The following is a 24,432-nucleotide window of genomic DNA, read 5'->3' on the forward strand; positions in this document are numbered from 1 at the left end:
TCTCACATTTATTTTACTCTTCTCGAGGACTATAATGCGTGTTTTAACCTTCATTTTCACCCCCACTACCTACTGTGGTATGCGGCCTTATAAACGTTTCGAGTATTTCCGAATAACCAAAACTACTAATTTATAAAGCCCTAATTAGCTATCGAAGTCATTAGTAAGATACTGGGGGGAGTTGTGAGCGGCGATCCGGTGGGTGAGTACAGTAAGCGCGTATTCATAGGAACACATGGTTTGTTTACCAGGGGGCTTGCCACGTTGGAGAATCCCACGAGAAAGGCGATAGTGTACTTGCTGGCAATGCGCGGGCCTCTCACGCTTAAGGAGCTCTCAGAAGAGCTGAATTTAGCACCTTCAACGGTTCACGAGCACCTCAGGAGGTTAAAGGAAATCGGTTTCATCGAAGAGGCATCGGAGCACCCCAAGAAGTTTAAAGTCGAAATTTACTATAGGTTAACGCTACCATACATATTGTTCAGCGAGCTGTCCTCTCTGAGGGAACGCTTATCTACGCAGATAGATGTCCTTAAAAAGCACGTAGCTGGCCTAATCGACGAAATAGGGGGTATTCTAGCAGAGAGATCTGAGCTCAAGTGCCTGGAGACCGTGCCGGAACATCTCAGGAAAAAGGTGCTACGTAACCTCTCACTGGCGTTGGTAGTACAGGCCTCAGTCATTATTCTAAGGGAGCTCGCTGGGGAGTCTTTTGTTTACGCTTTAATCAACGACTTGGAGGACTAGCAGCGAGCTGTTCTACTGCTTAATCACCTGCATCACGTTCTGCGCTTTTACCCGCTTCACGTTCCCCGCCTTTAGTCCGTGCGCTATTAGTGCCAGCGCTATCGTCGCGTCAACGTGCACCATCTTCTTCTTCGCTAGTGGTGATACCTTGCCCCAGCTCACCGCCTCTTCTAGTGTTGCCCCGCTTAAACCACCCCATTGCGGCATATCCGTTGTGAATTGCACTATGTACTCGAATCCCTTATAGTAGTCTTGTACTCTGTCCTCGTACTCCGCTATTAGCGTCTGTGCTACCGTTACGAGGTTGACGTAGTCCTTGGGTACGCCTCCACCAACGTATATCGCGGACAGCTTCTTACTGCGTCTTCCGATCTCCACTAGCTGGTGGAAGTCCTTCACCATGTCCAGCACTACTCTCTTGCCCTTCCTGTACGCTAGTAGAAGCGCCATGCCGTAAGCGCTATCTACGAGCGCCGGCGAGAATACAGGTACCTCCGCCCTGTACGCTGCGGCCACTATGCTGTCAACGCCCTTTTCAGTGAGGTACTTGCCGAACTCGTGAAGGAACTCAGCCGTCGAGTACACGCCGTCTGGTAGTGTCTCCACGAAGTCCTTTATCAGCAGCTCCATTCTCCTGTAGTCCACTTCGCTCGCGACTGTGTCGTAGAATCGGTCATACTTGAGTTTTAACAGCATCTCATCATCTATGCATGGGTGTACTTTGTAGTACTTGAAGCCCATCGCTTCGTACACGTCTTCGCTTATGATAGCGCCCGTGGACACTACCACGTCTACGTACCTTTCCTCGATGAGCCACCTGATGATCTTCCACATTCCGGCCGTGCTCATCGAACCTGCTAATCCGAGGAAAATTGTGCTGTCGGGGTCTTTGAACATCTCTATTAGTACCTTGTAGGCTTCACCGAGAGCGCGCCCTTGAAAAGAACAGTTAGACATCTCTAGTAGTAGCTCGTGCACGCTCCGATCCTTCACTTCGAGGGCCCTTACTACGCCATATGCGAAGTGGGGCATTTCACCTCTCAAGGTTAACACCCTTGTTAACTAGGAGAGCTGGGTATTTAAAGTGGAGTGCTAGGGAGTGCCGCCGCCGGGATTTGAACCCGGGGCAACCGGATCTCTCCTAGGCCGACTCCGCACGCACTCGTAAGCCCGTATGAGTCCGGCGCTCTGCCAGGCTGAGCTACGGCGGCGCCCCCATTCTATGTATAATGAGTTTCCTTATAAATGCTGTCATCTACGGGGCGCCGCGAACTCCGCTATTACTAGCCCCCTCGTGAACTCCACTCTTCCAATCTGCGTGTCGAGCCCCTCTAGGATACCCCTTATGAACTCCGCCAGGTAGGCCGTGTCCTCTTCGTTAAGTGCTGGCGATACGCAGCGTAGCTTATAGAAGTCTCCCCCATCGCTGACCTCCACCTCGCTCAGATCCCACCTGGATACTTCAAGGAGTGCCTTGAGGGTCTTGACGGGGCTTCCCGACGTTTCCCGTAGGTACATTCCATAGGCCTTACCGGCCTCGCGCCACCTCTTTAGCTTTTCTTCCCGCGTAGTACACGTGTAGCTCTCGAAGCACTCCAGTACCGGTTTGGGCGTGAAAACCCCTCCAAGGGCCTTGAGGTACTTGAACGCCTTCAGCGTTTCCAGCGCTTCTTCGAAGCTGTAACCCAGCTCGTTTACTTTTAGAAAGTGGCTTATAGAGTACTCTACTAGCTTGCTGATGGGTGTACCGCTTCTCCTGGCTACTTCGATGAGCCTGTCTACGAGGCTTTTGGGAACGTATACTAGCTTCTTTTCCTCCCTCTCACCGCTCACTTTACCACCTTCTTCTCGAAGACGACCTTAACGACGCCAGCCGCTTCAACCGTTCCCGCAAAGGAGTACTCGAACTCTTCAAGAGCTCCTTTAAGCATCTCCACCACCAGCTTCGCGAGGTTGCCCGTTAGCTCGGGCCCTGCGATGACCAGGTCTAGGTGGTTATCGCTAACGTGCACTAATACCTCGCCAAGCCAGCTGAAGGCGCTTTCGAGGTCTTTTACTAGCGTGTTTAAGGGGTCTTTCACGTCGAGACTCCTGTAGTACTTGCCTAGTCTCGCACCTACGCTAAGCCACCTGCCCGCGTGGCTTTCAGCACCTTTCTCGTACACTTCCCTCACGGCGTGGTCCCAGAGCTCTCTGGGTACCAGTACGTATCCTGCCCGGCGCACTCTGTCGTAGAAGAGTAGTTTTTCGAGCACGCTTTGAATGTTCACGCCCAGTTCTTCGAGCTTAATGTACGATTCAAAGACGTCGTTTACTAGGCTGTAGAGGCTCGTGCCCTTTTCATTGGCAATGGCCATTAACCGGTCCACTAGATCGCGCCTAGCAAAAAGCGACTTCCTCTCGTTGATGACCGGCAAGTAAAGCACCCAGGTATTAGTAGTAGTGATCTAGTATATAAGCGTGTTAGGGTAGCGCAGGCCATTTTATTCAGCTAGTTTTAGGTAAGTGCAAGGAGCTAGGAGTATGTGTATTTTAAAAAGAGAGAAGAAAAAGTACGTGGTTTGTCTTCAAGGCCTACCCGGCTATTTTCCTGCGTACCGTTATTACCGTAAACGCCGCTAGCGCCGCCGAGATTATCGAGAACACTACTGCAACCCATATGGCAGCTGATAGTCCCGGTAGAGTGCCCGTTGCATCTTTAACCGCCGACACGTCGCCCTTCACAGCCGCTACGTCTGTTTGTATGGTCGGTACTCTGCCCTTGACGTCGCTCACGTCGGCCTTGATCGTGCCAACGTCGGTCTTAATGGTTGCCACGTTGCCGTCAATCCTCTCCACCACGCCCGTAAGCTCTCCCACAGCTGTCTGTATTTTTGCAACCCCGTCCTTGATGTCCGTTACAACGGGCTTAATTGCCGACACGTCAGCCTTGATATCGCCTACCGCGGTCTTGATCGTTACGACGTCGCCGCTTATGCTCGTTATTGTCGGCTTAATGGCCGATAAGTCCGCCTTAATGTCTCCCACATCAGTCTTGATGGTCGCTATAGTGCCGTTAATAGCTGTTAACACAGCGTTACCTGACTCAACAAGGCTTCTAATGGTGGTGACGCTCGCTTCAACCGCGCCAACTCTCGTTAGTAGGGTTGCCACGTTACCTCTAATTTCAGTTATCACGGGTTCCAGCGCGGTGATTCTGGCTCTGATGTCACCTACAGTTGTCTTTATCTCGGCCACGTCGCCTTTAATAGCTGTTAACACAGCGTTACCTGACTCAATTAAGTTCTTGATGTCATCTACCTTAGCTTCGATCGTGCCGATCTTCGTTAGTAGAGTTGCCACGTTACCTCTAATTTCAGTTATCACGGGTTCTAGAGCTGATAGTTTAGCCTTGATCTCGCCTACGTCGCTCTTAACCACTACGAGGTCGCCGATTATCGTGTCGACTTTTCCGGCTAGTACGTCTATTTTGAGTACGCTTTCACATATGGTGTCCCCAGTACATACTACTCTGAAGGTTATGTAGTCGCGGAGTACCCTGTTACCAACACCCGTTGCCGGCGCCGTGTTTTCGTAAAGTGCAACGGCGTGCACTCCTGGCCTGAAGCCGGCTGCAAATAGGGTTATGCTGATACGCCCGCACGAATCACACCTGAGGTCTGGGAACAGTAGCTGGTTGTCAACGGCAAACGTGTAAGTCGTGTCATCGTCTAAGCCCGTACCCGTAACGGATACTGCCCTACCATCACCTGGGAACTCCGCGGGAGTGACCGCTAGTTTCGGCAGTACCCTGAAGTACGCGTAGGATATCGTTGGAGTGCCTGTGCAGTTCCAGTAATTGGCGCATGCCACTATGAGGCGCAGTCCACCGGCATCAAAGGGTACAGTGAAGGTCACCGTTACATTGAACCGGCCGTCCGGCCCCGTTGTGCCGTTAGCTACATTAACATAAAGCCCAGACACATACGCATATCCTGGTATTGAAGTTGTCGGCTTTCCAACAATGCCCGGTGTGAGGGGACACTCGTATTCCCACCATATACCAACGAGTGTGTTTGCCGGGAACCCGTACACTCTAACCTCTACTGTGTCGCCTATCCTGCCGGAGGTCGGTATTACTATCATCGTCGGATTCACGTATATGTTAAACGTGTAGTACACTCCGGCGTTTTCGGCCCTAACAGTGTGTATTCCTACCGATAGCTCGGGTACCGTTAGTGTCGCGTTAAAGAACCCTGTGGCATTTACGGTGGCTTCGCCTATTAGGGTAGTACCGATGTAGAACTTCACCTTGTCAGCCGGGTTCCACCAGGAGCCAGCTACGACGATTGTATCAAATACGTACACGTTCACAGTTAGTGACGCATTACCGGAGCCCTGCATTAGGCTTACAAATCGTTGCGCTACATGGCCGTAAGTCACTGACCTCAGCTCCACGAAGGTCCTCGCGTACTCTCTGTAAGAGACAGTGCCGACAGTGCCCCAGGCGGATATGTTGTAGAGGACGGTGATATCCAGATCAGCGTAGGGAACACTGGTGTTAGTGCCCACCCAGTTCATTAGCAGGTCTATTACTCTGAACGTGTAAGTGAACCTGCCCTGCGCGTCAGTCCACACCTGGCCTACTAGTACATTTGTCACGTTTTCGGGAGGTATACCAGTTGCCCCCGTGTACGTTACACCGGTATACGTTATGTTTACTAGCGCGTTTGGCCTTAGAGCTACACCTCTAATAGTCACTAACGCGCCGCCAGGACCTGACCTGGGCGTTATGTCTATGGAGCCCAGTATGTCTACCGTTTGCTGCGTTACGGCTACGGCGGTTGCAGTGCCATCAAACACCTTGATATACCTGTACTCTACTGTGATGTCGAAGGGTATTGGGCCTACCACTACAACTGCGTTCTGGTACGTTGCGCCTGCAACGGGGTCTGTGAGCGGCCCTGTCACGATGCCTATGTGGAACATTCCTTCACCGCCCTTGAGTACGGGGTTTCTAATAGTCTTGTTTGCTAGTGGCGAGAACAGCTCGGTCAGGTAAAACGGCCTAGCATACATGATGTCGTCTGGGCTTAGTGCTGAGTAACCGTCTTTACTGATGTAGAGGTCGAACTGCGCGCCGTCGAATGACACGAAGCGTTGCTCTGTGGGTTGATATAGGTCTAAGACGAACACTATTGTGAAGTACCAGTAGTAGCCCGTAGCGGGTGTGGGGACGTCTACACCGTCTACCTTTTCAACGAACATCTCTCCGGCTCTGACCGACACGTTAGAGCTTGCGATTATTATTTGATCACAAGATTGTATTACTCCAGTGCTGGGATCGGGCAGGCAGTGGAGTGCCGCTAACCTGGGGTTTCCTCGTGCAGCGTACACTACTGGCATGTTTACTAGTAGCGGTGTTACGGCTACGAGCAGTGAGAGGGCTACGAGCACTAGTAGGGGTATTGAGGTTACCTTATGGAATACTTCCCTATTCATGGATACACCTCACTCGAAAAATACGTATAGCGAGCTTGGTATTTAAACCCCATGTCTACACCTTCTTGGCACACTCCTAGATCTGTATACAATGGGCGACCCGGCGGCTGCCTCCAGTAGCGCAGAGGAGTTGGAGGAACAGTGGGGTTTAAAAAAGCTTGGTGACGTGTAGGCTTTCCTACCACACGGTTAGCGGCAGGTATAGCGGTATGCTATACCACTCAAAGTACACTCTCGCCGTCCCTCCATCAATCCAGCCGACAGTTGTTACCGGCATTTTCATCAGCGCTTCTAGCGGTACTATGTACGCGCCTTTCGGCGCCGTGTCAGTAGGCTTCACTACCACCCTAACGTCTAGTACCGTACTAGTTACGCTCACGACTTCGGTGTAAACTACCAGCCCGTATTTGAGCAGGTCGGGTATATAGTAGGTTCCCGTATCCGTGTATACCATTCCCGTGTTAGTCGCGTTCAGTACTGCTGGTAGTAGGTCTTTGACCTGCGTTCTAATACTTAGTAATAACTCGTACCCTTTAACGGCGGCGTTATAGCCTGCTGTAATCCTCGTAACCACGGGTATTAGTTCCACTGTGAATGGCTCAGCGTAGTCTACTCCGCGGAACTGTATATTCCTCACGACAACCCTGTAAACGCCTGGAGTGAGAGCCGGTGACACCACCATCGATAAGCCGGGTTCAACGCTGTCCCAGAACCTAGTCGGGTTGTAGCTACCCCCGCCACGCGGGTCTCTCGAGAGCTCCGCGGCTAGCTGCACGCTGTTAACCGTGTACTCGTATACCCTTAGGGTGGCCGGGTCCACCATGTAGTAGGTGTAGGGGCCGTACACGTGCACGTCCACGTTGCTGGCGTACTCGGGCTTGTCGTACACGGGCCAGGTTACCCTCACGCCAAGGGCCCATGGGTCTCTGAGTGCGGGGTGTACTATGACCTTGAACACCCTCCAATCGCCTGATTCGTACCTCCACGTGTAGTCGAATGCCCCTCTCAAGTAAGTGTTCTTCCTGGGCGTGTTCTCCGTGTAGGGCTTAATGGCGTATATCCTTTCCTCTCTGAGCTCCACGGGCACGAAGAACGATACTGGTACCAGTGCACGGAAACCTTTCGCGGCCTCCTCCACCACTACGTAGCCGCTGTAGAACCCTGGGTTTGCGGGCGCCCTGACAATGAGGTTGACTACTGCCTTCTCACCCTTGCCAACCAGTACTCTCGAGGGCGTCGCGTAGACCTCTGCCCAGGGCTTGTACTGGTACCCTACGACCCTTGCCTTGACGGGTATTAATCCCCTATACGTGGCACCTGATACTCCCAGCCTCACGACGAGGTATCTCGGTAGCGTGGTGGGCTCTACGCCCATGTACGCCCTAACCAGGTGCTCGATCTCGCTGATCTGCCCTTCAAGGTCGCCCATTTGCACCCTGAGGGCGTTTCCTCCGAGTATATTGTAGTATATTCTGGCGGTTTCGAGCCATGAAAACCTGCCATCAGCACCGACGTCGATCCAGTACGCTAGTTCGAGTATGCTCGACGAGATCGTGTTATTGTACGCCCCGGTTCTACCGCCCGCTTCGAAGTACTCGAAGGGGTATATCACCTCTATTTCGAAGTAGTCGTACTTCTTCAATGCTTCGGCGTCTACGACCATGTGCCCGTACACCGTTGCGGCTGTGACGTTTAGTGTGATGCTGTCACCGCTACACGAGGTTATGACAGCCGGCTCAACTACGCCTTTAACCAGGTCACAGAAGCTCCTCGTCTCCACAGCCTCCAGCCTAGTGGAGTACACCTTGTAGTCGCCGGCACCTTCGATCGTGATAGTCCTTGTAACGGCCCTGGCGGCTACTTCGGGTATGAATACTTTTGGCTCAAACCACTCCCCGGACGGAATCTCACCATACGTTACTGAACTGTAAGTGCCAGAGAGCTCTGAGAGCAGGTCTTTTAGCAAGTCCCTCGAGTACACCCTGGGGTATGACGGGTCTAGTACGGCGGTCACGGCCTTGTACGCGTTCACGAAGCCCGCTCCTTGTGATAGCTCGTCAAAGCCCATGTCGTGGGCATTGTTCATCAACACTGTTTTCAGTAGGTATGGCGGTATCCTCGAACCGTACTTGGACTTGTAAGCCGATACTACTAGTGCGCCGACACCGGCGGCCATGGGCGTGGCTTGGCTGGTACCACTGAACAGCGCGTGTACCAGCCTCCCGTTAAGTGTCCTGTAGCCGAGTGCCTGCCACGTTCTACCCGTAGCCCAGGCAAACGCGCCGACGGCGACCACGTCCGGCTTAACCACGCCGAGCTCTGTTGGGCCGCGGTTGCTCCAGCTTATGACCTGCCTGCTTGAACCGGGCCACGCGTAGCCGTAGATCGGCCTATATGTGAACTCCGTGGCCGCGCCAACGCTTATTGATAGTGAAGATGCTGCTGGCGAGGCTATGGTACCGTAGCCCGGTCCACCGTTACCCACGGCTATGAAGTGAGCCGTGCCCGTTACCAGCGTTGTGTAGTCGAAGAGCAGGCTCTCGGGGTCCATTCCGCTGTTCCAGCCCCACAGAGCCCAGCCGCTAATTCCATAGGAGTTACTGGTTATGTCTACTTGGTGCTGCCCAGTGTAGGTCCATTTCCAGGACCAGCCCTCGAAGGCTATCCACGGGTTTGTTAGTAGCGCTGGCCACAGGTACGTGGAGCCCGTACCGTAGGGGGTCGCGATGTCGAACCCCGTGAAGAAGTACACTGAGACAGCTACCGTGCCGAAGTACAGCGCTGGCGAGGCCGCGATCTTCGTTGCGGGTGCTTGGCCCGACATGCTCCTAACACCGTACCCTGTCTCTGCATAGTAGTCTCTACCGGCCGCTGTGGTAGCGCAGAAGGTCCCGTGGCTGTGGTAGTCGTACTCTATTACGACGTAGTCTCCGTAGGGGTCTAGTCCAGGCCACACGAGTGCTACTGTTTCACCACTCCAAGTTTCAAGTGAAAGCAGCGTGTACGTGCTGATACCGTAGAGTGGCGGTAACGGCGTGACGTGCTCTTTCAAGGCACCCGTCTTTTCGAGTATTATGCCGAAGGCAGCATCGTACACGTAACCTGCTAGCGTGCCAACAGAGTAGTCGTAGAGCCCGTCCCCGTTGAGGTCCCTTGCAACGACTTCGTTACCGTACTTAATGGGTGTTTCGTCAGCGAATGAGAAATCGGGTGATCGGCCCACGTCTCCCGGTATGCTTACACTGCAGGGTGCTGGCTCGAGGGCCCATCTCAACAGGTATAGTGCAGTAGAGGTGTCAGCGTACAGCGTGTCGTAGTACCCGTCCCCGTTACTGTCGACGACTATTACCGGTACGGTGTAGTATATCGTGGCGATGGCCGTGGACACGTACTGCATCATTAAACCGAACCTTACCACGCCACTACTAGGTATGCTTCCAATGTACCACTTGTTACCTTCAGGGAAGGGTAACCAGCCCGTGAATGCTCTGCAACCGGATACGCTGACGTACAGGCCGGCGGTCCATTTGAATACGTAGTACGGCGGATAGAACAGGTAGAGCTGTGCAGGGTCTACTACTATGTACCCGTCTCCCGTGGGCATCGCCTTGACCGGCGTTAGTACTAGTCCTAGGCTACTAACGTCAAATACCAGTGGTAGCCCGTACTCGTCCCTAGCTATCGCGTCTAGCCCTAACCCGGGTGAAGCGTAATCCACGCCGGTATCGATGATGGCTAATTTTACGTCCTCGCCCCTAACACCGTACTGCGTCCACACATCTATCGCCCCGGTTATGTTAACGGTGTAGTGGTAGCTTCCCGTACCACCGCTCCCTACTTGCAACACCTCGCCCAGTAGCTGGTCGGTTCCGAGCACCTCATCCGCCATTCTCTGCTCCCTATTGATCAAGGCGTCTAGCCTGGTGTCGGGTAGTATGGCTAAGACCCCCGGCGTGCGCGCCAGCTCGTCCAGCTGATCCCTCGTTATCGCCGCGATGACGACGTCGTACACGTGGGTGGGTAGCGCCGCGACGAGACCTAATACCTTGCCCTTTAAGGCGGTTAAGGGAGTGCTCTTATCAACAACAATAATTACCTGCCCTACCTTGACGCCTTCTACCAGGTTAAATACATCTCTGCTAGGCTTAGTGAACGATAAGAGCGCGGGGTCTTCTACGTATGCACCGTGGTTCCAGTAGTTCTCGTCAAGGAGTGCGGGGCTCACGTAAGCTCTACTGTACCTCGGAGCTAGCTCCGAGCCGGTACTTCCCGCCAGGGCCATTGAAGGTGTTAAGGGAACTAGTAGGAGTGATGTTAGAACTAGAACTAACACGTACTTAGGTACTCTGTTGAACGCTCTATAGCTCATTACAGGCACCCCTGTTTATGAGAAAGCATAGAAGAAGTTAATAAGTCTTAACAAGTTTTCGTGTTCACTAAAGCTACCCTCACTGTAGTCCGAGATCGCGTACTGTTCCGTTCTCGCGGATTGTTCCAGGCCTTTCGGTGCCTTCGGGGCGGTTAAATAGGCGCTTATAGCGCGCAGTTGCCCGTGCCCACTAGCTAGGTCCCGTTAGCGCACTCACCAGATCTCGCGTTTCCGGGATCCACGATCACCCGCGGGGAGGTGACCCGGGGAAACCGCGATGAGCCTCCCAGTAAACGTAGAGGAGCTCAGAGCGGGAAAGGCGTTCCAGTCGCCGCGCTAAACACGGTCGGTTACTCGCGGATATGCGACCCTTAGTTGCTCGATACGCTTATTCTCACTGTGAGCGAGCCCGTTAAAGCCTCTACACCCACCACTACGTAGGCTTCTTCCATGGCAAGCTCTCTAAGGCTTATAGTTGCAGAGTATACTTCATTCCAGTTACTTGCCATTATTGGAGCGTCCCTTAATCTCAGCCTGAGAATCCACGGCATTACATAGCGTTCAGGGTACCACACTGTGGCCCAGTAAGTGCTCCCCAGGGAGTAGAACTGCCCCGTGGTTGGTATGGTAGCCGGGTCAACGTAAGTCACCGGGAAGTGTAGCAGGTAGCTGGATTCGTAGACGTACATCACGGGAGTGAAGGCTACGGTAGAGCTGGCTACTACGCTAATGTTCACCTTGATGCTTAAGACGTCCACGCCGCGGACCCTAATGACCCTGTAGACCTGCAAGTACGCGCCGTTAGAGAGCACTTCGATGCTGTCCCCCATCACGGTGTAGTTCACCGATACACCGCACCCGTTAAAAGCACCGCTCACTCTGCTGTAAGTGAGCACCGATGGAATGCAGTACACTGGGTCGGAGTACGCGTACGTAACCCGGCGGAAGAGGCCTACATTAGGAGATTGCGTGAAGAGCTCTATGCCTGGACCCTCGATGAGCGCGTTCACGGAGCTGGAGTTGCCTACGAAGACCTTAAAGCCAACGGGCAACACCGCCCACACACCTTCACCGCTATCGCCGCTTGGAAGCCTCAGGTATCGTAGTAGCTCGGGGTCCACGTAAACCTTGTTCCTTATGGTTTCGGGGGCGCGTGATAGGTTCGGGTCTAGCCTAGGCACGTAGTAGTAGGCTATACCGTTCTTGGACAATACCACTATGCTCACCGGCTCGGAGAACGCTGGTAACTCGACTTCGTAGGCACTCGTTATGAGCATGTCTAGGCGCTCGCAGTGAACTGGGTTATTCAGCGCGTCTTTAACCACGATCTCGGTGACGTGGACTGGGAGGTAGGGCTGTATTACCAGCTTGAAAGAGCTCTCGTTCACATAACGCAGCGAAAGAACGGGCGGGTATATTACGTAGTAGAACCTCTCAAGACCACTGTTCAACTGGCTATTCACGCCCTCCACCGAGTTAGTCATCCAAGCGCAAAAGCCCATGATCAAGCCCACTACCACCATTAACGCTAAGTAAGCACCTACAATGGACTCTACACCGTGCATGGAGCACGCCCACCAGCAACTAGGAGCGGTTTACAAGGAGGAGAGCCTGGTGAAACTACTCTAACTACCCGTACCGTTGAAGGTGAAGATCTGCCTCAAGCCAGCGTATAGCACCAGGTAAGCGCGCGGATGCTGCTCAGGCTTGAAAAGCAGTGCTCACTACTCGTTAAAAGAGCTCCAGGTCGCTATTCCCGTTTCAGCATTTCTCTCAGTCTTTCACGTAGGCTGCTCGGATCGGTCATGAACACCTCGACCAGGGAGTCTACCGCTTCCGAATTCTCGTCTCCTAGTATGAGTGAAAGGTACATTTTTGCAATGAGTTCCACGGTCTGTAGCGACCCGTAAACCCTAATTAAAAGGGCTTTAAAGGCTTCGGGGTTGTCTAGTAACAAGGCTATGCAATCACTATTGTTAAACTTCATGCAGTATAGGTCAAGGGTATAAGCTAGTCCTGGACTTTTAGCATTAATACGGTTCTTAAGCTGCTTGGAGAAGGTTTCATAGAGTGCTTGAAAGACCAAGTCGGTGAAAGTCAGCTTCTTCACGCTTTTCTCGGATCCGTATAGAAGTGAAAGTAAGATTATGTTTCTGGTAAACTCCTCGCTCACGGCCTCTCCACTCTTCATCTCTAAAAACTGGATCATCGCTGACAGCTTGGGCATGTTCTTCGGGCCAATGCTCTTTTGCAAGATACTCTTGATCTCCTCCTTGGAGAGGGCCTTAACTAGCTCTTTGAATAGGGCAATTCTTCCGTGAACGTCTTCGTTTAAAGGCTCCTCTAGAGTGATAGGTGGTTGAAGTGGGTTGGGGTCTTTGCTTCTTGCGGCTTTTCTGATATCAGTGAACTTCACTATCCACCTCACCACAGGCAATTATGTACTTGAACACCCTGGCAATCTTACCCACCTAATCATTGGTAGTGGAAGAAGCGCTTTCCCCATAAATTGGCAAATACCAGTGTTCCTTAATAAGTTTAATCGTACTCGGTATAGTATGTAGCGGTAGTGCCGATCTCTCCGCGCCTAGGAGGTAAAGTTTCTCCTGAGGCGCCTCCATGGAAGCCGGCTGACCTTCCTGCCCGCTACTGTGCCGGGCTCGTAGCGGTTGATTGGATGCTCTGGTTGATCGCGAGGTTTTTACGCCGTTTCAGCTATCGCCTTTTCTTTTTCCTTAATCTTCCTGTACATCTCTATCGAGGATACCAAGTCCGCTATGTCATCAATCTTTACGAGTCCTTTCTCTATCGCGAGCTTCAACGTCTCTATAGCCATGTCTATTTTCTCTTCAATCTTTTTCTTTACAATGCTAACAGTCGGCTGGGACTTACCGAGCATTTTAGCCGCTACGGTGACGTTGTTGTACCTAAGCAGTACATCTAGAACTTTAACCTCCTCCTCCGTAAGGAGCGTTCTTCCAAACTTTTTCTTCCTCGTAAAGCTCACCCCCTTCCAGCGAGATACCTTTCTATATAATTGTAAATATTTAAAACAACTTATATGTCTTTCTGCGCGTTTTCTGCGCTGTAAGCATAACTGGGCGAGGAGAAGCTATATCTCGCGCCATTTGACGGTAGCTCCAACTTCTGGAGACTCAACACGTTTCCGTAGCTTCTCTGTAACCCGTTCTAGCCGGGAAGAAGGGTGTTTATTCAGGTAGTTCACGCACTACTTGCATTACTTAATAGATATTACAGTTCTCGTCTATGGAGCGGTGCCGATCCCCAGCTATTACCTCCCAAAGGAGCTCACATAAACTTAAAGTCACCCCCGAGTCCTTAGTAGCGTTAAAGCTTCTTGACCTTTAAAGGTATGAAAAGATATATCTGAGTAAAGCCTTATTAATACTTAAGGGTGACTTCTGTGGGCGAGGAGGTAGTATTTGTCCGAAGAGCCTCGGGCCTAGTTAGAGAGCTAGGCTGGTACGATGTAGCTATATGGGCTTTAGCGACGCCAGCTGCATCGGGTATGACATATTATGCCGTAAAGATTCTGGGTGACCCCTCAGCCTATGGAGGTAACATAGCGTTATCCTTCTTCATTGCGGGGTTGATGTTCCTCCCACCCATGATAGGCTTCATAATGATCGCGGCGTCTTTTCCAAGGTCCAGTAGCCTGTACGTCGTCGCTTCAAGAACCCTTCACCCAGTGTTTGGGTTCCTACCGTTCTGGTACTTCATAATAGGTGGAGGTGCAGCACTGTGTTCCGGTTTCCTACTATTCATTGGAATTAAAGCTATGAGTGGGCCCCTAGCCGTTGCAGGACTCATTTCCGGTAGTAAGGACCTTATCAACATGGCGGAAGCGTTAATAAACCCGACAAACCAGATGATCGTCGCGATCGTCCTCGTACTCGTGATCTGGGCAATCAACTACACCGGTATGAGGGTAATTAAGTGGGTTATGAGGATACTTACTACTATACCGTTAACGGTCACCCTGATAGGCCTTATAGCACTACTTTTCGTAGGCCCTAACGGCGGCCTTTCGAGGTTCGACGCCGTGTACGGTCCCGGCGCGTCGGGCAGGGTCATGGAGGTGGCTTTTAAGAGCCCTGTGGCAGAAGCCCATGGAGTATCAGTTCTGCAACCAAATGATCTGTTAACTGGAACCTACAACATGCTACTATGGACTCTATGGGCTTGGACGGGCTTAGAGGTGTTAACTTTCGTGGGCAGCGAGGTCAAGGATCCTTCCAAGAGCTACGTAAAGGGCTACATAGCCGGGTTTATAGCGGTGATGGCTCTCTACGTGGCTAATGCGTTAATACTGCCATGGGTTTACAACTATGATTTCCTGGCTGCCTACTCCTACATGAAGTCCGAGTACGAAGACGTTTTGAGAAGCGTTTTAGGCGGCAAGTTAACGCCGGATCCTTCAGTTCCATTCTATTTAAGCATAGCGGCTGGTCACCCCGCGCTAGCAGTAATCATCGGCTTAGCTTACTTCCTGTGGTATGTTAACACCGTCATACCTATATGGGTAGCCGGCGTTAGAGGATTCTTCTCAATGGCATTCGATAGAGCTTTACCTGAAAAGCTCTCCGAAGTCTCCTCGAGGTGGGCTGCTCCAACCTGGGCTAACCACGTAGTGGCCGTACTTGCGGCCTTTGGCGCTGTTATGACTCTGCTAGAAAACATGGGATTCGCCGCGGCTACTGCGTTAATATCATTCATGGACTTCAGCTGCTTAATGTTCGTCTGGCCGGTGGGCCTGGCGCTTCTACTACTACCGTGGTGGAGGCCAGAGCTGTTCGAGAAAATGGTGTTCCCGTCGAAAGTAGCGGCCGCTATTATAGGGGCCTTGACGTTCGCCGTGGGCTGGTTCTTCATGATCATGACGTCTTACCCAGACCCCTTAATAGTGCTCGTGAACATTCTCGTTGGCTTAATAGGCCTACTGATTTACACCTACCAGTGTGCTAGGAATAGGGCCAAGGGCATAGACCCGGCCAAAATATACACACAGATACCCCCGGCTTAGCTTCCATACCTTTTTAGCCTTTTCATTACATTTATTACCCGATTTGACCGAATCCATCGCGGTGGTATTTTGCGACTCAGAATATTCTTTTCAGCCGATGTGCACGGATCATCACATGTATGGAGAAAATGGATCCGCGTAGTAGAAGTCTACGCTATTAACGTACTAATCTTGTCCGGCGACCTAACCGGCAAGGTTCTTATTCCAATAACTAAGAGGGCCGGTGGAGTTTACACGGCAAGGTATTTTGGGAGGGTTTGGGAGCTTAGAAGCGAGGAGGAAGTCAAAAGGTTCGAAGAAAGGCTTGAAGGTGCTGGAGCCTATTACATTAGGGTTGATGAAAGGGAATTAGAGGATCTGAAGAACAACCCTGATAGGGTAAATAAAATTTTTATTGAAAAAATGACCGAGAGGCTAAGAACATGGCTTGATTTGCTGGTCGAGAAGGTAGACACTAGTAAAGTGGCTACTATCGTAATGCCCGGAAACGACGATGAGCCCGCCATAGATGACGTGATCGTGGAATACAGCGACAGGGGCGTAATATACCCGGTCGGCAAGGTCGTGGAGCTGGAGGGCGTAGAGATGATCTCGTGCCCCTACGCGAACCCGACACCCTGGAACACTCCCAGAGAGCTGAAAGAACAGGAACTGGAGAAGTACCTCGAAAAGCAGATCTCGAGGGTCAAGGCAACCTCGAGGTCGATATTTAACATACACCCTCCACCGTATAACACCCACCTAGACCTAGCGCCGAAGCTCGGAAAGGACCTCAAGCCCATTACAATAGCCGGTAGCGTTCAATACGAACACGTAGGGAGTAAGGCCGTTAGGAAAGTCATCGAGAAATATCAGCCCATAGTGGGGCTACATGGACACATACACGAGTCATCCGGAGTGGATAAGATAGGTAAAACCGTAGTAGTGAACCCGGGTAGTGAGTACAGCGAGGGGGTTTTAAGGGGCTATATAGTGGAGATCGAGAACACCAGGTTAATCAATTACTGGAGAGTTGAAGGTTAAATACATGAGCTCTCCTAAAAGAGTGGGGCTTCCGCCGGCCGCCTTCATCGACGAGGTGATCAGCATTGTTAACCGGGCTAGGGATAAGGGCGTAGTTTTAAGGGTACTGGGGGCCACGGCGGTGTACATACACACAATGGATAGACCTGGTAGCATAAAGATATATCAGTATTTGAAGAGGTTTAAAGACGGTGAAATACTCTTCACGGACCTGGACTTAATCGGGTACAGCAAACAGAGAAGTAGCATAATAAGCCTCTTCGAGAAGGAGCTGGGGTTTAAGGTAGACCCGTACATAAAGGCGCTTTTTGGCGCTAGGAGGCTAGTGTACTATCACCCTCAAAATCTCTACAGCGTTGACGTGTTTTTCGACAAGCTCGAATTCAGTCATGACATCGTCTTCGGTAACAAGCCGGGTAAGGGAAGGCTAGAACTAGATTACCCCACAATAAGCCTCGCAGACCTCTTACTCGAAAAGCTGCAAATACACAAAATAAACAGGAAAGACCTCGTCGACTTGGCAGTCCTGCTTCACGGGCACTGGCTGTGCAAGGAGCGTGGCGAAAGGGATAGAGACTGCATAGACGACGACTACGTAGCAAGCGTTCTAGCTAGTGATTGGGGCTTCTGGTACGATGCTGTATTGAACCTGAACAAACTAGCTAGTTTCGTATCAGCTGAGCTTTCAATCGTAGACGCTAATGCCTCGAAAACTGTCCAGGACAGAATACGCGCTCTGATGGACTCGATAGAAAAGAAGCCGAAGAGCAAGGAATGGATTAAGAGGTCGAAGATAGGGACCTCAAAGCCTTGGTATAGAGAAGTAGAGGAAATCGAGCGTTAATTCAGAAGGTAATCGGGTTTTAAACTACACAGTAGTATTCTGAGCAAACAAGTTCGCCTTGGTGTGTACACTAAGCAATCCGAGAAGCCTTGCAAGTAGCACGGGCTGTAAGTACTCGATTTACTTGCCAAGTGTTCATGGACCTAGCACTTGCACGGATCGGCGTAACGGCGGAACATGCCAGCGAACTATTTTTGCTGTTTACAGTAACCTGGCACCCTCGTATCTGGGTTTCATGGGTTTTATTAGCTACTTTATAAATCTCCTAAATTGTATGAAGCATGAGGGACCGGGCGAGAGGGCTCCTTGAGCAGGCACCAGTGCAGGTATTGATGTCGATGCAGACATACAGTTGTTGCGGGCTGAAACGGGGGTTATCGGAAGTTACAGCAATTGCTATCTTAGTTGGTATTGTCCTAGTCTTATCGTTATCTTTCCTGGTGTTCATGCAAGGTAGCTTCATTTCCGTGCAAGACCTGCATACCCTTCAAAGACTGGTCTTAACCGAGAAGCTGAATACCGTGGTTAGGCTCATAGATTCTTCGGAAGACCGCGCAGTTTTCCTCTTTAGAAGGCTAGATACAGGTGACAGGGTAGCTTTCTTCGTGTACAATGAATCGGGGTACGTAGAGTGCTCCGGCATAGTTGCGAGTATTAACGGAGGCGAGATCGCGGATACCCACCTGCACAGAGTCGAAGACGTCATGGTCGTATCAGAAAACGATGTTTACAGCTTCAAGTACTACGCCAGGAGTGCGGGGTACCCAGATACCGGCAACGTACACGTGTGTACTTTAAAAATTACTAAGAACGCGCTCGTGACACTAACGGGCATCACAACAGAGAGGTTTTCAATATTCGTTGTGGTGTACGTAAATGACGTACCGTACTTGGTTAACGTCTACGAGTATGCCCGCTAGCAGATTGATTAAATTTACTAAATTTATTAACCTGGTAAACGTAATGGATAAACAGTAGGTGTAGTTGTCTTGGTTTTAAGGTTTATTAACCTGGTAAACGTAATGGATAAACAGTAGGTGTAGTTGTCTTGGTTTTAAGGTTTATTAACCTGGTAAACGTAATGGATAAACAGTAGGTGTAGTTGTCTTGGTTTTAAGGGGGGAGAGCGCGTTACTGACTGCTATTATATTTATTGGCGTTGCCCTCGTTATAGGAGTTGCCATGCTGAGCTACTTCACATCTATTGCTACCTACTACAGGGATCAAGTAGACCTATCTAGCCACCTGCAGAGCGAAGCTTCAAACGTATTCGTAAACATCATTTCATACGATACCGCATCATCATCGCTTTGGTTCCTGCTCAAAAGAACTGATGGATCGAGAAGCAGCTTCTTCGTTATTGTAGATATGGGTTCTGAGTACTCGAACTGCTCAAACATATACGTCTCCAACCCTTACCACGATCAAGATGGCATTCTCTGCAACTCCAATAACGACTGCGTCCAGGCTACTCCCGTGTATCGCGGACCCATGAACGGGGTGTATGTTCCGTGGGAAGGTGTAATAGTCGACTTCTCCTCGTATGCGAAGACAGCGGGGTACACTTTATCCGATACTGTTTACGTGTGCAGGCTCAGCAATGTGTGCGAGTTCTCCGGTTCGCAGGGGCTCTGCTCCGAGAACACTATAGTTAAGATACAGTTACCTAGCTATGCTGGCGTGATCAGGTTATACACTGTCGCGATCTACAGTAACAAACCATACATTGTAGGCATCTACGAGGTGACGGTTTCTTGAAAGGTCAAGGAAGCATCATTGTGGCGGTTGTCTTCCTCTCAATAATAATGGTGTCCGTTGCACCGCTAGTTTTGCACATATACGGCACAGCAACTAACATGGCATCCGCACCCGATGCCCCCGTATACAGGTTTCTCACTCTACAAGCTAAAATGATAAGCAGGGAAATTGTGGCGTTCTATAACGCTACGGACTCCACCCTGCTATTGGTAAATCGGGGGGGAGCGGGTATAAAGGTAGAACGGGTAGTGATATACGCTGACTGCGACGGTCGGGGCGTCTACATAGACCCCGGAGTTAAAGATCTAGACATGCCTTCAGGGCTCGAGATAACAATGCAGATACCTCTTCCTACGCAATCGGTCTGCGGAAACCTGAAAACGAATACGTTATACCTCATAACATCAGAGGGGTTAGTAATAAGTAGCACGGTCATAACATACGAAGACATAGAGATGCTATCGAGGCAGGAATCGCAGACTACTACAATAGTCCGGACGACCCTGCCCTCCGCCGTGATGGCCCTACCGTTTAAGGTGGGTCCAGGGGATAACACGAGTGACTTGTACTCTCTTCTGGGTGGTAAGGGATTTGAGGTATGCACACTAGACAGCATGGAGAACCCGACGAAGGTCGTCTCTTGTGCAAGCCTTGAAGGGGGCATGAAAGGAGGTGCCGGTACGGGTTACGTATGGAGCCTACGGAGAGTATACGTGAACACTAACATAAACATAAGTAACGTCATTAGAAACCTCTGGATAGGCTACGACCCGCGGAATGTTTCGAGGTACAACATAGTGATAACAGCGGATAGCGCGACACTGGCCACGCCTTCATACAGTACATCTTCTCCTGTCAGGATAAAGATATACGGCTTCGTGCCGGTAACGCCCCAGGGCATTCTCAGACTTGGCGGGACCTGGATGAGTGCACCAGACCAGGACATAGCAAAGTACACTTTCGTGAACGCCGCGTTGGTTTTAAACGGTACGGCTGAAAGAGTTGAAATATATGAAAGGACCAGTGGCAACGAGACGGATTACAACCCGTACATAATGTTCATAAACACCGATAGAAGCCGGGGATTCGCCGGAATACTCTTCACGACGATAGATAGAGCGTGGGGATTTTACTCTTCCAGGAACGAGCACGTGGATACCCTGCTTGATTACTCCATAAAATCCCTAGTCCTAGTGTACAAAGACTACTCATTGTCCAATATCAAGTACTCCAGCGTCACTATAGCGGTTAACTATAGGTTTCACGACAATGAGGGTAGCGATGCCCAGGGAACTTCAGTTGACAAGCCTATAATGCTCGTCGGCCTCGTTGACGCGAGCGGCGTTATTTACAGCTATAGAAGCTTCACGTTCAGGGAGCTAACGAGGTATGAGGACACATACCCTCCAACCGCACAGGCGCAGAGCAGCATGATCTTCATACCCCTACCACCCGCTGAGCAGGGAGAAAAAGTGTACTACGTGTTCATAGCGATCCAGGACCCCTACCACTATAACGGCTACCTCGACGACCTCGACTTAACACTTTACATAGAGTCGTTGGTGATCGTTCCAGTTACGAGGTGATGCCCGTGGCAGTGAAACACGGCGTAAAAGGAGTGGTCGAGGCCGTTGCGGCAATACTGGCCTTTGCTTTAATATCGGCGTCACTAATGTTCATTCTGCTGTACTTTTATTCAACAACTTACCAGCAGGTAGCACCTATACCAGGCGGCTACGCGGGCGAGAACCTGGTACTGTTCATGGTGAAGGACCATGATGGTAACATGGCGTTGAGCGTTAAGAATGTTGGCTCGGTCGTAACGCAAATAGATTACGTACTGGCATTTAATAGCGATTACTTGGACAAGGCCGTCATTAGCTTGGAGAGCACTGCAGTGTGCACTGCTAACCAACGTATAATCGCTCCTGGACGCGTAGCTAATGTGACTTGCACCGGTAATTACCTACCTATAGCTGTAGTTACCAGTAACGGAAGGGTTTTCTCGGTAGATCCGCAGCTTCACGCGATCTCGTTGAGGCGAGTTATCGGCATACACTTAGAGACGGTGTACGGGGGTATCAACATCACGACTACATCGCAGATACTAGCCTACCTAGAGGACAGCACGCTACTACGTAGCGGCGCGATTAATACATCCCTACTACTGACCCCCGTGGTAAACTACACGGACACAGAAATATATGTTGAAGGAGAATTAAACGCCTCGCTAGTAATTATCGGGAAGAACCCTCTGAACAATAGAACAAACATGCTCATAATAGGCAACGGAACAGCGGGATCCTACATTGCAGTAATCACGAGAGAAAACCGTATTTCCTTGTCCACGGTAGTGCGGTACAGGCTGAAAATAGAGAACTTTACGGGAGACGTGAATTTTGAGGTAGGTATACATGCATGCTATGTGAATGAAAACAAGGCGTGCAAGGTTGTTTTCGGGGGTGTTGCTAGTAGGGTTACACTGTATGGTGCTAATGTAAATGCTTCGGGGGTCGTTGGCCTAGACCCTTACGTATTCGTAGGGGACATCAACAATAATGGTAACGTTGAAGCGATACTCGTCACCCAGGACTTTGGAGTAGGTAACAGCACCACGATAAACGACCGCTTAGGCCCCCTCCACTACCTAGATGCGACCGCGGAGCCCATTAGACTGGTCTTCACTAACGTGCCCATAGACAGTGGAGCCTACTCTTCAGCCATTCTCAGCGTTAGAATGTTCTTCTGGGATAACTCACTCGACGATATAAGCGATAACGACAACAGAATACTCATAAGGGTTGGCTTGTACGACAATGTAAGCAAGTCTTTTGTATACGCTACCTCTCTTAGTTATTACGAGCTCTGCAGGTACAGGCACGTGAAACCATTCTCCATATCGTACATAGCCAAAGACTTCGCGATATTCATACCGAAAACGGGAAGCACATACTACGTGGCGGTAGAGCTCCTGGACCCCTTCTACGCGGATGGCACGAAGAACGATGCAGATATAATAGTGGGCATAGAGTATATAGGCATAGGACTGGCTACGAGGTGATCCTTTGTCCCACGGGAGGGGGTCCAAGGGCATTTCAACCGTAATCGCCTCTTTCCTACTATCCATGGTCATCCTAGTCGTGTTTACCTACGTGTTCCTAAGCATAGTTGCTTCTACTCAAAGCGGCTCTCTAGCCCTCAAGAACGTTATAAGGTATTCTCATAAACACGAGATCGCCCAACTTATAGCTAACAAGTCAGTGGATAGGACGTACCTCCTCAACATCGGGGCAAGCGACATAGCTGTGGACAAGGTCGTCGTGAGGACTTCTGACGGGTTCATCGAAGTCAGGGATTTCCTAGATGTATGTAGTGGTTCAAATACCATAAGGGCACAGGAGGAAGCTGAGTGTAGCGTGGAGTACGATTACATAGCGGTAATAACGGTGGAAGGAGTCGTCATTTACCCGCAAGTTCCGAAGCCGGTTATAGAAACCCTCATTCAGTATTCTAGCACAACGTACATGGTGTCGTTGGTATTTAACATTACAAACCCCGAGGAGCTATCCAGCCTATTCGATGTCAGCGATTACCTCGTGGACAAGCCATACACGCGTGTACAGTATGTTAGAGGGGTGAAATCGGATAAGTTACTGCTACTACCCCCTGGGCAGGAAAGCGAGTTCTACAACGCTACGCTTGAAGCAGATAACATACCTTTCGGAGTCGTCGTTGTAGGGTACGATCCCAGCTGGATCAGGGAGAAGAGCGCTAATCCTGCAGTGGAATCTCAACCCAGATTCATCATAATGATCGCGGGGCCCGGCTTCACGGGCTCGGACTCGGTACGCATCAATAACAGAAACTATCCGCTGAGCGGAAACGGCTTTAGAATAGTGATCCGGAACTACACGGGAGTAATAGAAATAAGGCAAGTTAGGCAAACGGGTAATTGGCAGGAGATCGGGACAATAGCGTGTAGTTCAACTATACCGGGCTACTGTCCTAGCAACTACCTGCCTGCCATAGGTGCGTGGTATTACGGTTCAACTGATAGAGGCCTCAACTTGAGGCTGTACTTGAACGGCTTTGCGACGTATATAGCTAGGTTCATGAGAATAGCCTCTGGAAACGCGCCAACCGGTGAGACAAACTACTACCCCTTCCTCTTTACCGGGGATATTGACGGCAATGGATTGGTTGACTTGATATTCATAACTGAGGATGCTTACTACGGTGATAAGAACAGAATCAACGACATGTACGGTAGTGATGATTTAAGCGATTGGAGCACCGAGCCCCTGGTCATAAAGCTGTTGCAGGTGGGCAGAGCGCTGGGATATGAAGAGGGCTATGTAGATGGGGGCAGGTTCGCGGGCTTGGCACTATACATAAACCTCTTCTTCCACGACAACTCTCACCCCGATGAAACGCAACTCGAAGACATCGACAGAACAGATTGGGTACTCAGAATTCTGCTCATTGACGAGTACGGTAATGAGTACGTTGTTAGGGAATACAGGTACCAGGAAATATGCAACTACCATAAAACGCGTGTAACTAGCTTCGGAAAGGACAACTACTTTGTAAAGATATCCCAGTCAATATACATCCCCATACCTTCAGCTGGAAAGTACTGGGTTGCAATAGCGCTTCAAGACCCCTATGGAACGGGTAGAACAAACGATGCAGACGTAACGATAGGTATAGAATTTATAGGAGTACTTCCCTTCATCAGGTAGCTACGTATTTTCCCCTTCATTTTAGATTACTTCCCACACAGATGATTACGGCCTATTACGCCGAGATCCCTGGACAGGCTGTAGGAAACTATATGCTCAAACTATATGCTCCTCTGTTTCAACACGACGTACGTTGCGGCAACGAGTTCACCTCTATGATCGGGCTTTACCGTGCGGTGGACGATGAGAGTGGCGTTGGGGTGCTTTTAGGCTTGCATGCTTGGTTGTGGTTATTCCAAGAGGGGTCTAAGCGGCTTACATGTATTCTTAAACGGAACCTTGACTACAAGCTACCCAGCGACATCGCCGGCAACGTGATCCTGGTAAGTGAGATCACGGGCATGTTACGTCACTCCACCACTAAGAGCCCCCGGACAAGTACTGCGATCTCTAAGTAGCTTAGCCGGGTGAAAGAATCGCTGAT

Annotated in this window: 18 protein-coding genes and 1 tRNA gene; 10 read left to right on the plus strand and 9 right to left on the minus strand. The window is 50.6% G+C overall.

The window, feature by feature from the left end; all coding sequences use genetic code 11:
• Positions 1-183 precede the first annotated feature (183 nt).
• Positions 184-747, plus strand: a complete 564-nt coding sequence (locus QXU03_01680) for a winged helix-turn-helix domain-containing protein (protein ID MEM2170458.1) — start codon at positions 184-186, stop codon at positions 745-747.
• 12 nt (positions 748-759) lie between these two features.
• Here QXU03_01680 and QXU03_01685 read toward each other — a convergent pair whose 3' ends face one another.
• The 9 genes from QXU03_01685 to QXU03_01725 all read right to left on the minus strand — a co-directional run bounded on the left by QXU03_01685 (position 760) and on the right by QXU03_01725 (position 13,604).
• On the minus strand, positions 760-1,779 hold the full coding sequence (locus QXU03_01685) for a deoxyhypusine synthase (GenBank protein ID MEM2170459.1): 1,020 nt from the start codon (positions 1,777-1,779) through the stop codon (positions 760-762).
• Between the two features lie 68 nt (positions 1,780-1,847).
• Positions 1,848-1,958 (minus strand) — tRNA-Met (locus tag QXU03_01690).
• 40 nt (positions 1,959-1,998) lie between these two features.
• Complete coding sequence (locus tag QXU03_01695; protein ID MEM2170460.1) at positions 1,999-2,580, minus strand: hypothetical protein; 582 nt, start codon at positions 2,578-2,580, stop codon at positions 1,999-2,001.
• Positions 2,577-3,173: a hypothetical protein gene (locus QXU03_01700; GenBank protein MEM2170461.1), complete on the minus strand. Its 597-nt coding sequence runs from the start codon at positions 3,171-3,173 to the stop codon at positions 2,577-2,579. The genes QXU03_01695 and QXU03_01700 overlap by 4 nt, the downstream gene beginning before the upstream one ends.
• A gap of 148 nt (positions 3,174-3,321) precedes the next feature.
• Positions 3,322-6,228, minus strand: coding sequence for a hypothetical protein (locus QXU03_01705; GenBank protein ID MEM2170462.1), 2,907 nt, complete (start codon positions 6,226-6,228; stop codon positions 3,322-3,324).
• A 178-nt stretch (positions 6,229-6,406) separates the two neighbouring features.
• A complete protein-coding gene (locus QXU03_01710; protein MEM2170463.1) occupies positions 6,407-10,597 on the minus strand; it encodes a S8 family serine peptidase in 4,191 nt (1,396 codons plus the stop codon).
• Between the two features lie 371 nt (positions 10,598-10,968).
• Complete coding sequence (locus QXU03_01715) at positions 10,969-12,162, minus strand: hypothetical protein (protein MEM2170464.1); 1,194 nt, start codon at positions 12,160-12,162, stop codon at positions 10,969-10,971.
• 185 nt (positions 12,163-12,347) lie between these two features.
• A complete protein-coding gene (locus tag QXU03_01720) occupies positions 12,348-13,034 on the minus strand; it encodes a hypothetical protein (GenBank protein ID MEM2170465.1) in 687 nt (228 codons plus the stop codon).
• Between the two features lie 264 nt (positions 13,035-13,298).
• On the minus strand, positions 13,299-13,604 hold the full coding sequence (locus QXU03_01725) for a hypothetical protein (protein ID MEM2170466.1): 306 nt from the start codon (positions 13,602-13,604) through the stop codon (positions 13,299-13,301).
• 417 nt (positions 13,605-14,021) lie between these two features.
• On the opposite strand from QXU03_01725, the gene QXU03_01730 reads away from it, so the two are divergent.
• The 9 genes from QXU03_01730 to QXU03_01770 all read left to right on the plus strand — a co-directional run bounded on the left by QXU03_01730 (position 14,022) and on the right by QXU03_01770 (position 24,406).
• Positions 14,022-15,641, plus strand: a complete 1,620-nt coding sequence (locus QXU03_01730; protein MEM2170467.1) for an APC family permease — start codon at positions 14,022-14,024, stop codon at positions 15,639-15,641.
• A gap of 69 nt (positions 15,642-15,710) precedes the next feature.
• The gene (locus QXU03_01735; protein MEM2170468.1) at positions 15,711-16,664 is read left to right on the plus strand and encodes a metallophosphoesterase; all 954 of its coding nucleotides are present in this window, start codon (positions 15,711-15,713) and stop codon (positions 16,662-16,664) included.
• A 4-nt stretch (positions 16,665-16,668) separates the two neighbouring features.
• Entirely contained in the window at positions 16,669-17,508 is an 840-nt protein-coding gene (locus QXU03_01740) for a hypothetical protein (protein ID MEM2170469.1), read from the plus strand.
• Between the two features lie 281 nt (positions 17,509-17,789).
• On the plus strand, positions 17,790-18,428 hold the full coding sequence (locus tag QXU03_01745; protein ID MEM2170470.1) for a hypothetical protein: 639 nt from the start codon (positions 17,790-17,792) through the stop codon (positions 18,426-18,428).
• A gap of 187 nt (positions 18,429-18,615) precedes the next feature.
• Positions 18,616-19,266, plus strand: coding sequence for a hypothetical protein (locus QXU03_01750; GenBank protein ID MEM2170471.1), 651 nt, complete (start codon positions 18,616-18,618; stop codon positions 19,264-19,266).
• A complete protein-coding gene (locus QXU03_01755) occupies positions 19,263-20,852 on the plus strand; it encodes a hypothetical protein (protein ID MEM2170472.1) in 1,590 nt (529 codons plus the stop codon). The genes QXU03_01750 and QXU03_01755 overlap by 4 nt, the downstream gene beginning before the upstream one ends.
• Positions 20,853-20,857: 5 nt before the next feature.
• The gene (locus QXU03_01760) at positions 20,858-22,327 is read left to right on the plus strand and encodes a hypothetical protein (protein MEM2170473.1); all 1,470 of its coding nucleotides are present in this window, start codon (positions 20,858-20,860) and stop codon (positions 22,325-22,327) included.
• A 4-nt stretch (positions 22,328-22,331) separates the two neighbouring features.
• Positions 22,332-24,008, plus strand: a complete 1,677-nt coding sequence (locus QXU03_01765) for a hypothetical protein (protein ID MEM2170474.1) — start codon at positions 22,332-22,334, stop codon at positions 24,006-24,008.
• Between the two features lie 212 nt (positions 24,009-24,220).
• Positions 24,221-24,406 (plus strand): hypothetical protein, encoded by a 186-nt coding sequence (locus tag QXU03_01770; GenBank protein MEM2170475.1) that lies wholly within the window; start codon positions 24,221-24,223, stop codon positions 24,404-24,406.
• Positions 24,407-24,432: the final 26 nt, after the last annotated feature.

The sequence above is a fragment of the Desulfurococcaceae archaeon genome (assembly GCA_038845865.1).
Lineage (GTDB): Archaea > Thermoproteota > Thermoprotei_A > Sulfolobales > Desulfurococcaceae > UBA285.

Bases quoted from the DNA above. Each gene is read 5' to 3' on its own strand.
- QXU03_01685 (MEM2170459.1), bottom strand. From the start codon at position 1,779: ATGCCCCACTTCGCATATGGCGTAGTAAGGGCCCTCGAAGTGAAGGAT.
- QXU03_01705 (MEM2170462.1), bottom strand. From the start codon at position 6,228: ATGAATAGGGAAGTATTCCATAAGGTAACCTCAATACCCCTACTAGTG.
- QXU03_01710 (MEM2170463.1), bottom strand. From the start codon at position 10,597: ATGAGCTATAGAGCGTTCAACAGAGTACCTAAGTACGTGTTAGTTCTA.
- QXU03_01715 (MEM2170464.1), bottom strand. From the start codon at position 12,162: ATGCACGGTGTAGAGTCCATTGTAGGTGCTTACTTAGCGTTAATGGTG.
- QXU03_01740 (MEM2170469.1), top strand. From the start codon at position 16,669: ATGAGCTCTCCTAAAAGAGTGGGGCTTCCGCCGGCCGCCTTCATCGAC.
- QXU03_01745 (MEM2170470.1), top strand. From the start codon at position 17,790: ATGAGGGACCGGGCGAGAGGGCTCCTTGAGCAGGCACCAGTGCAGGTA.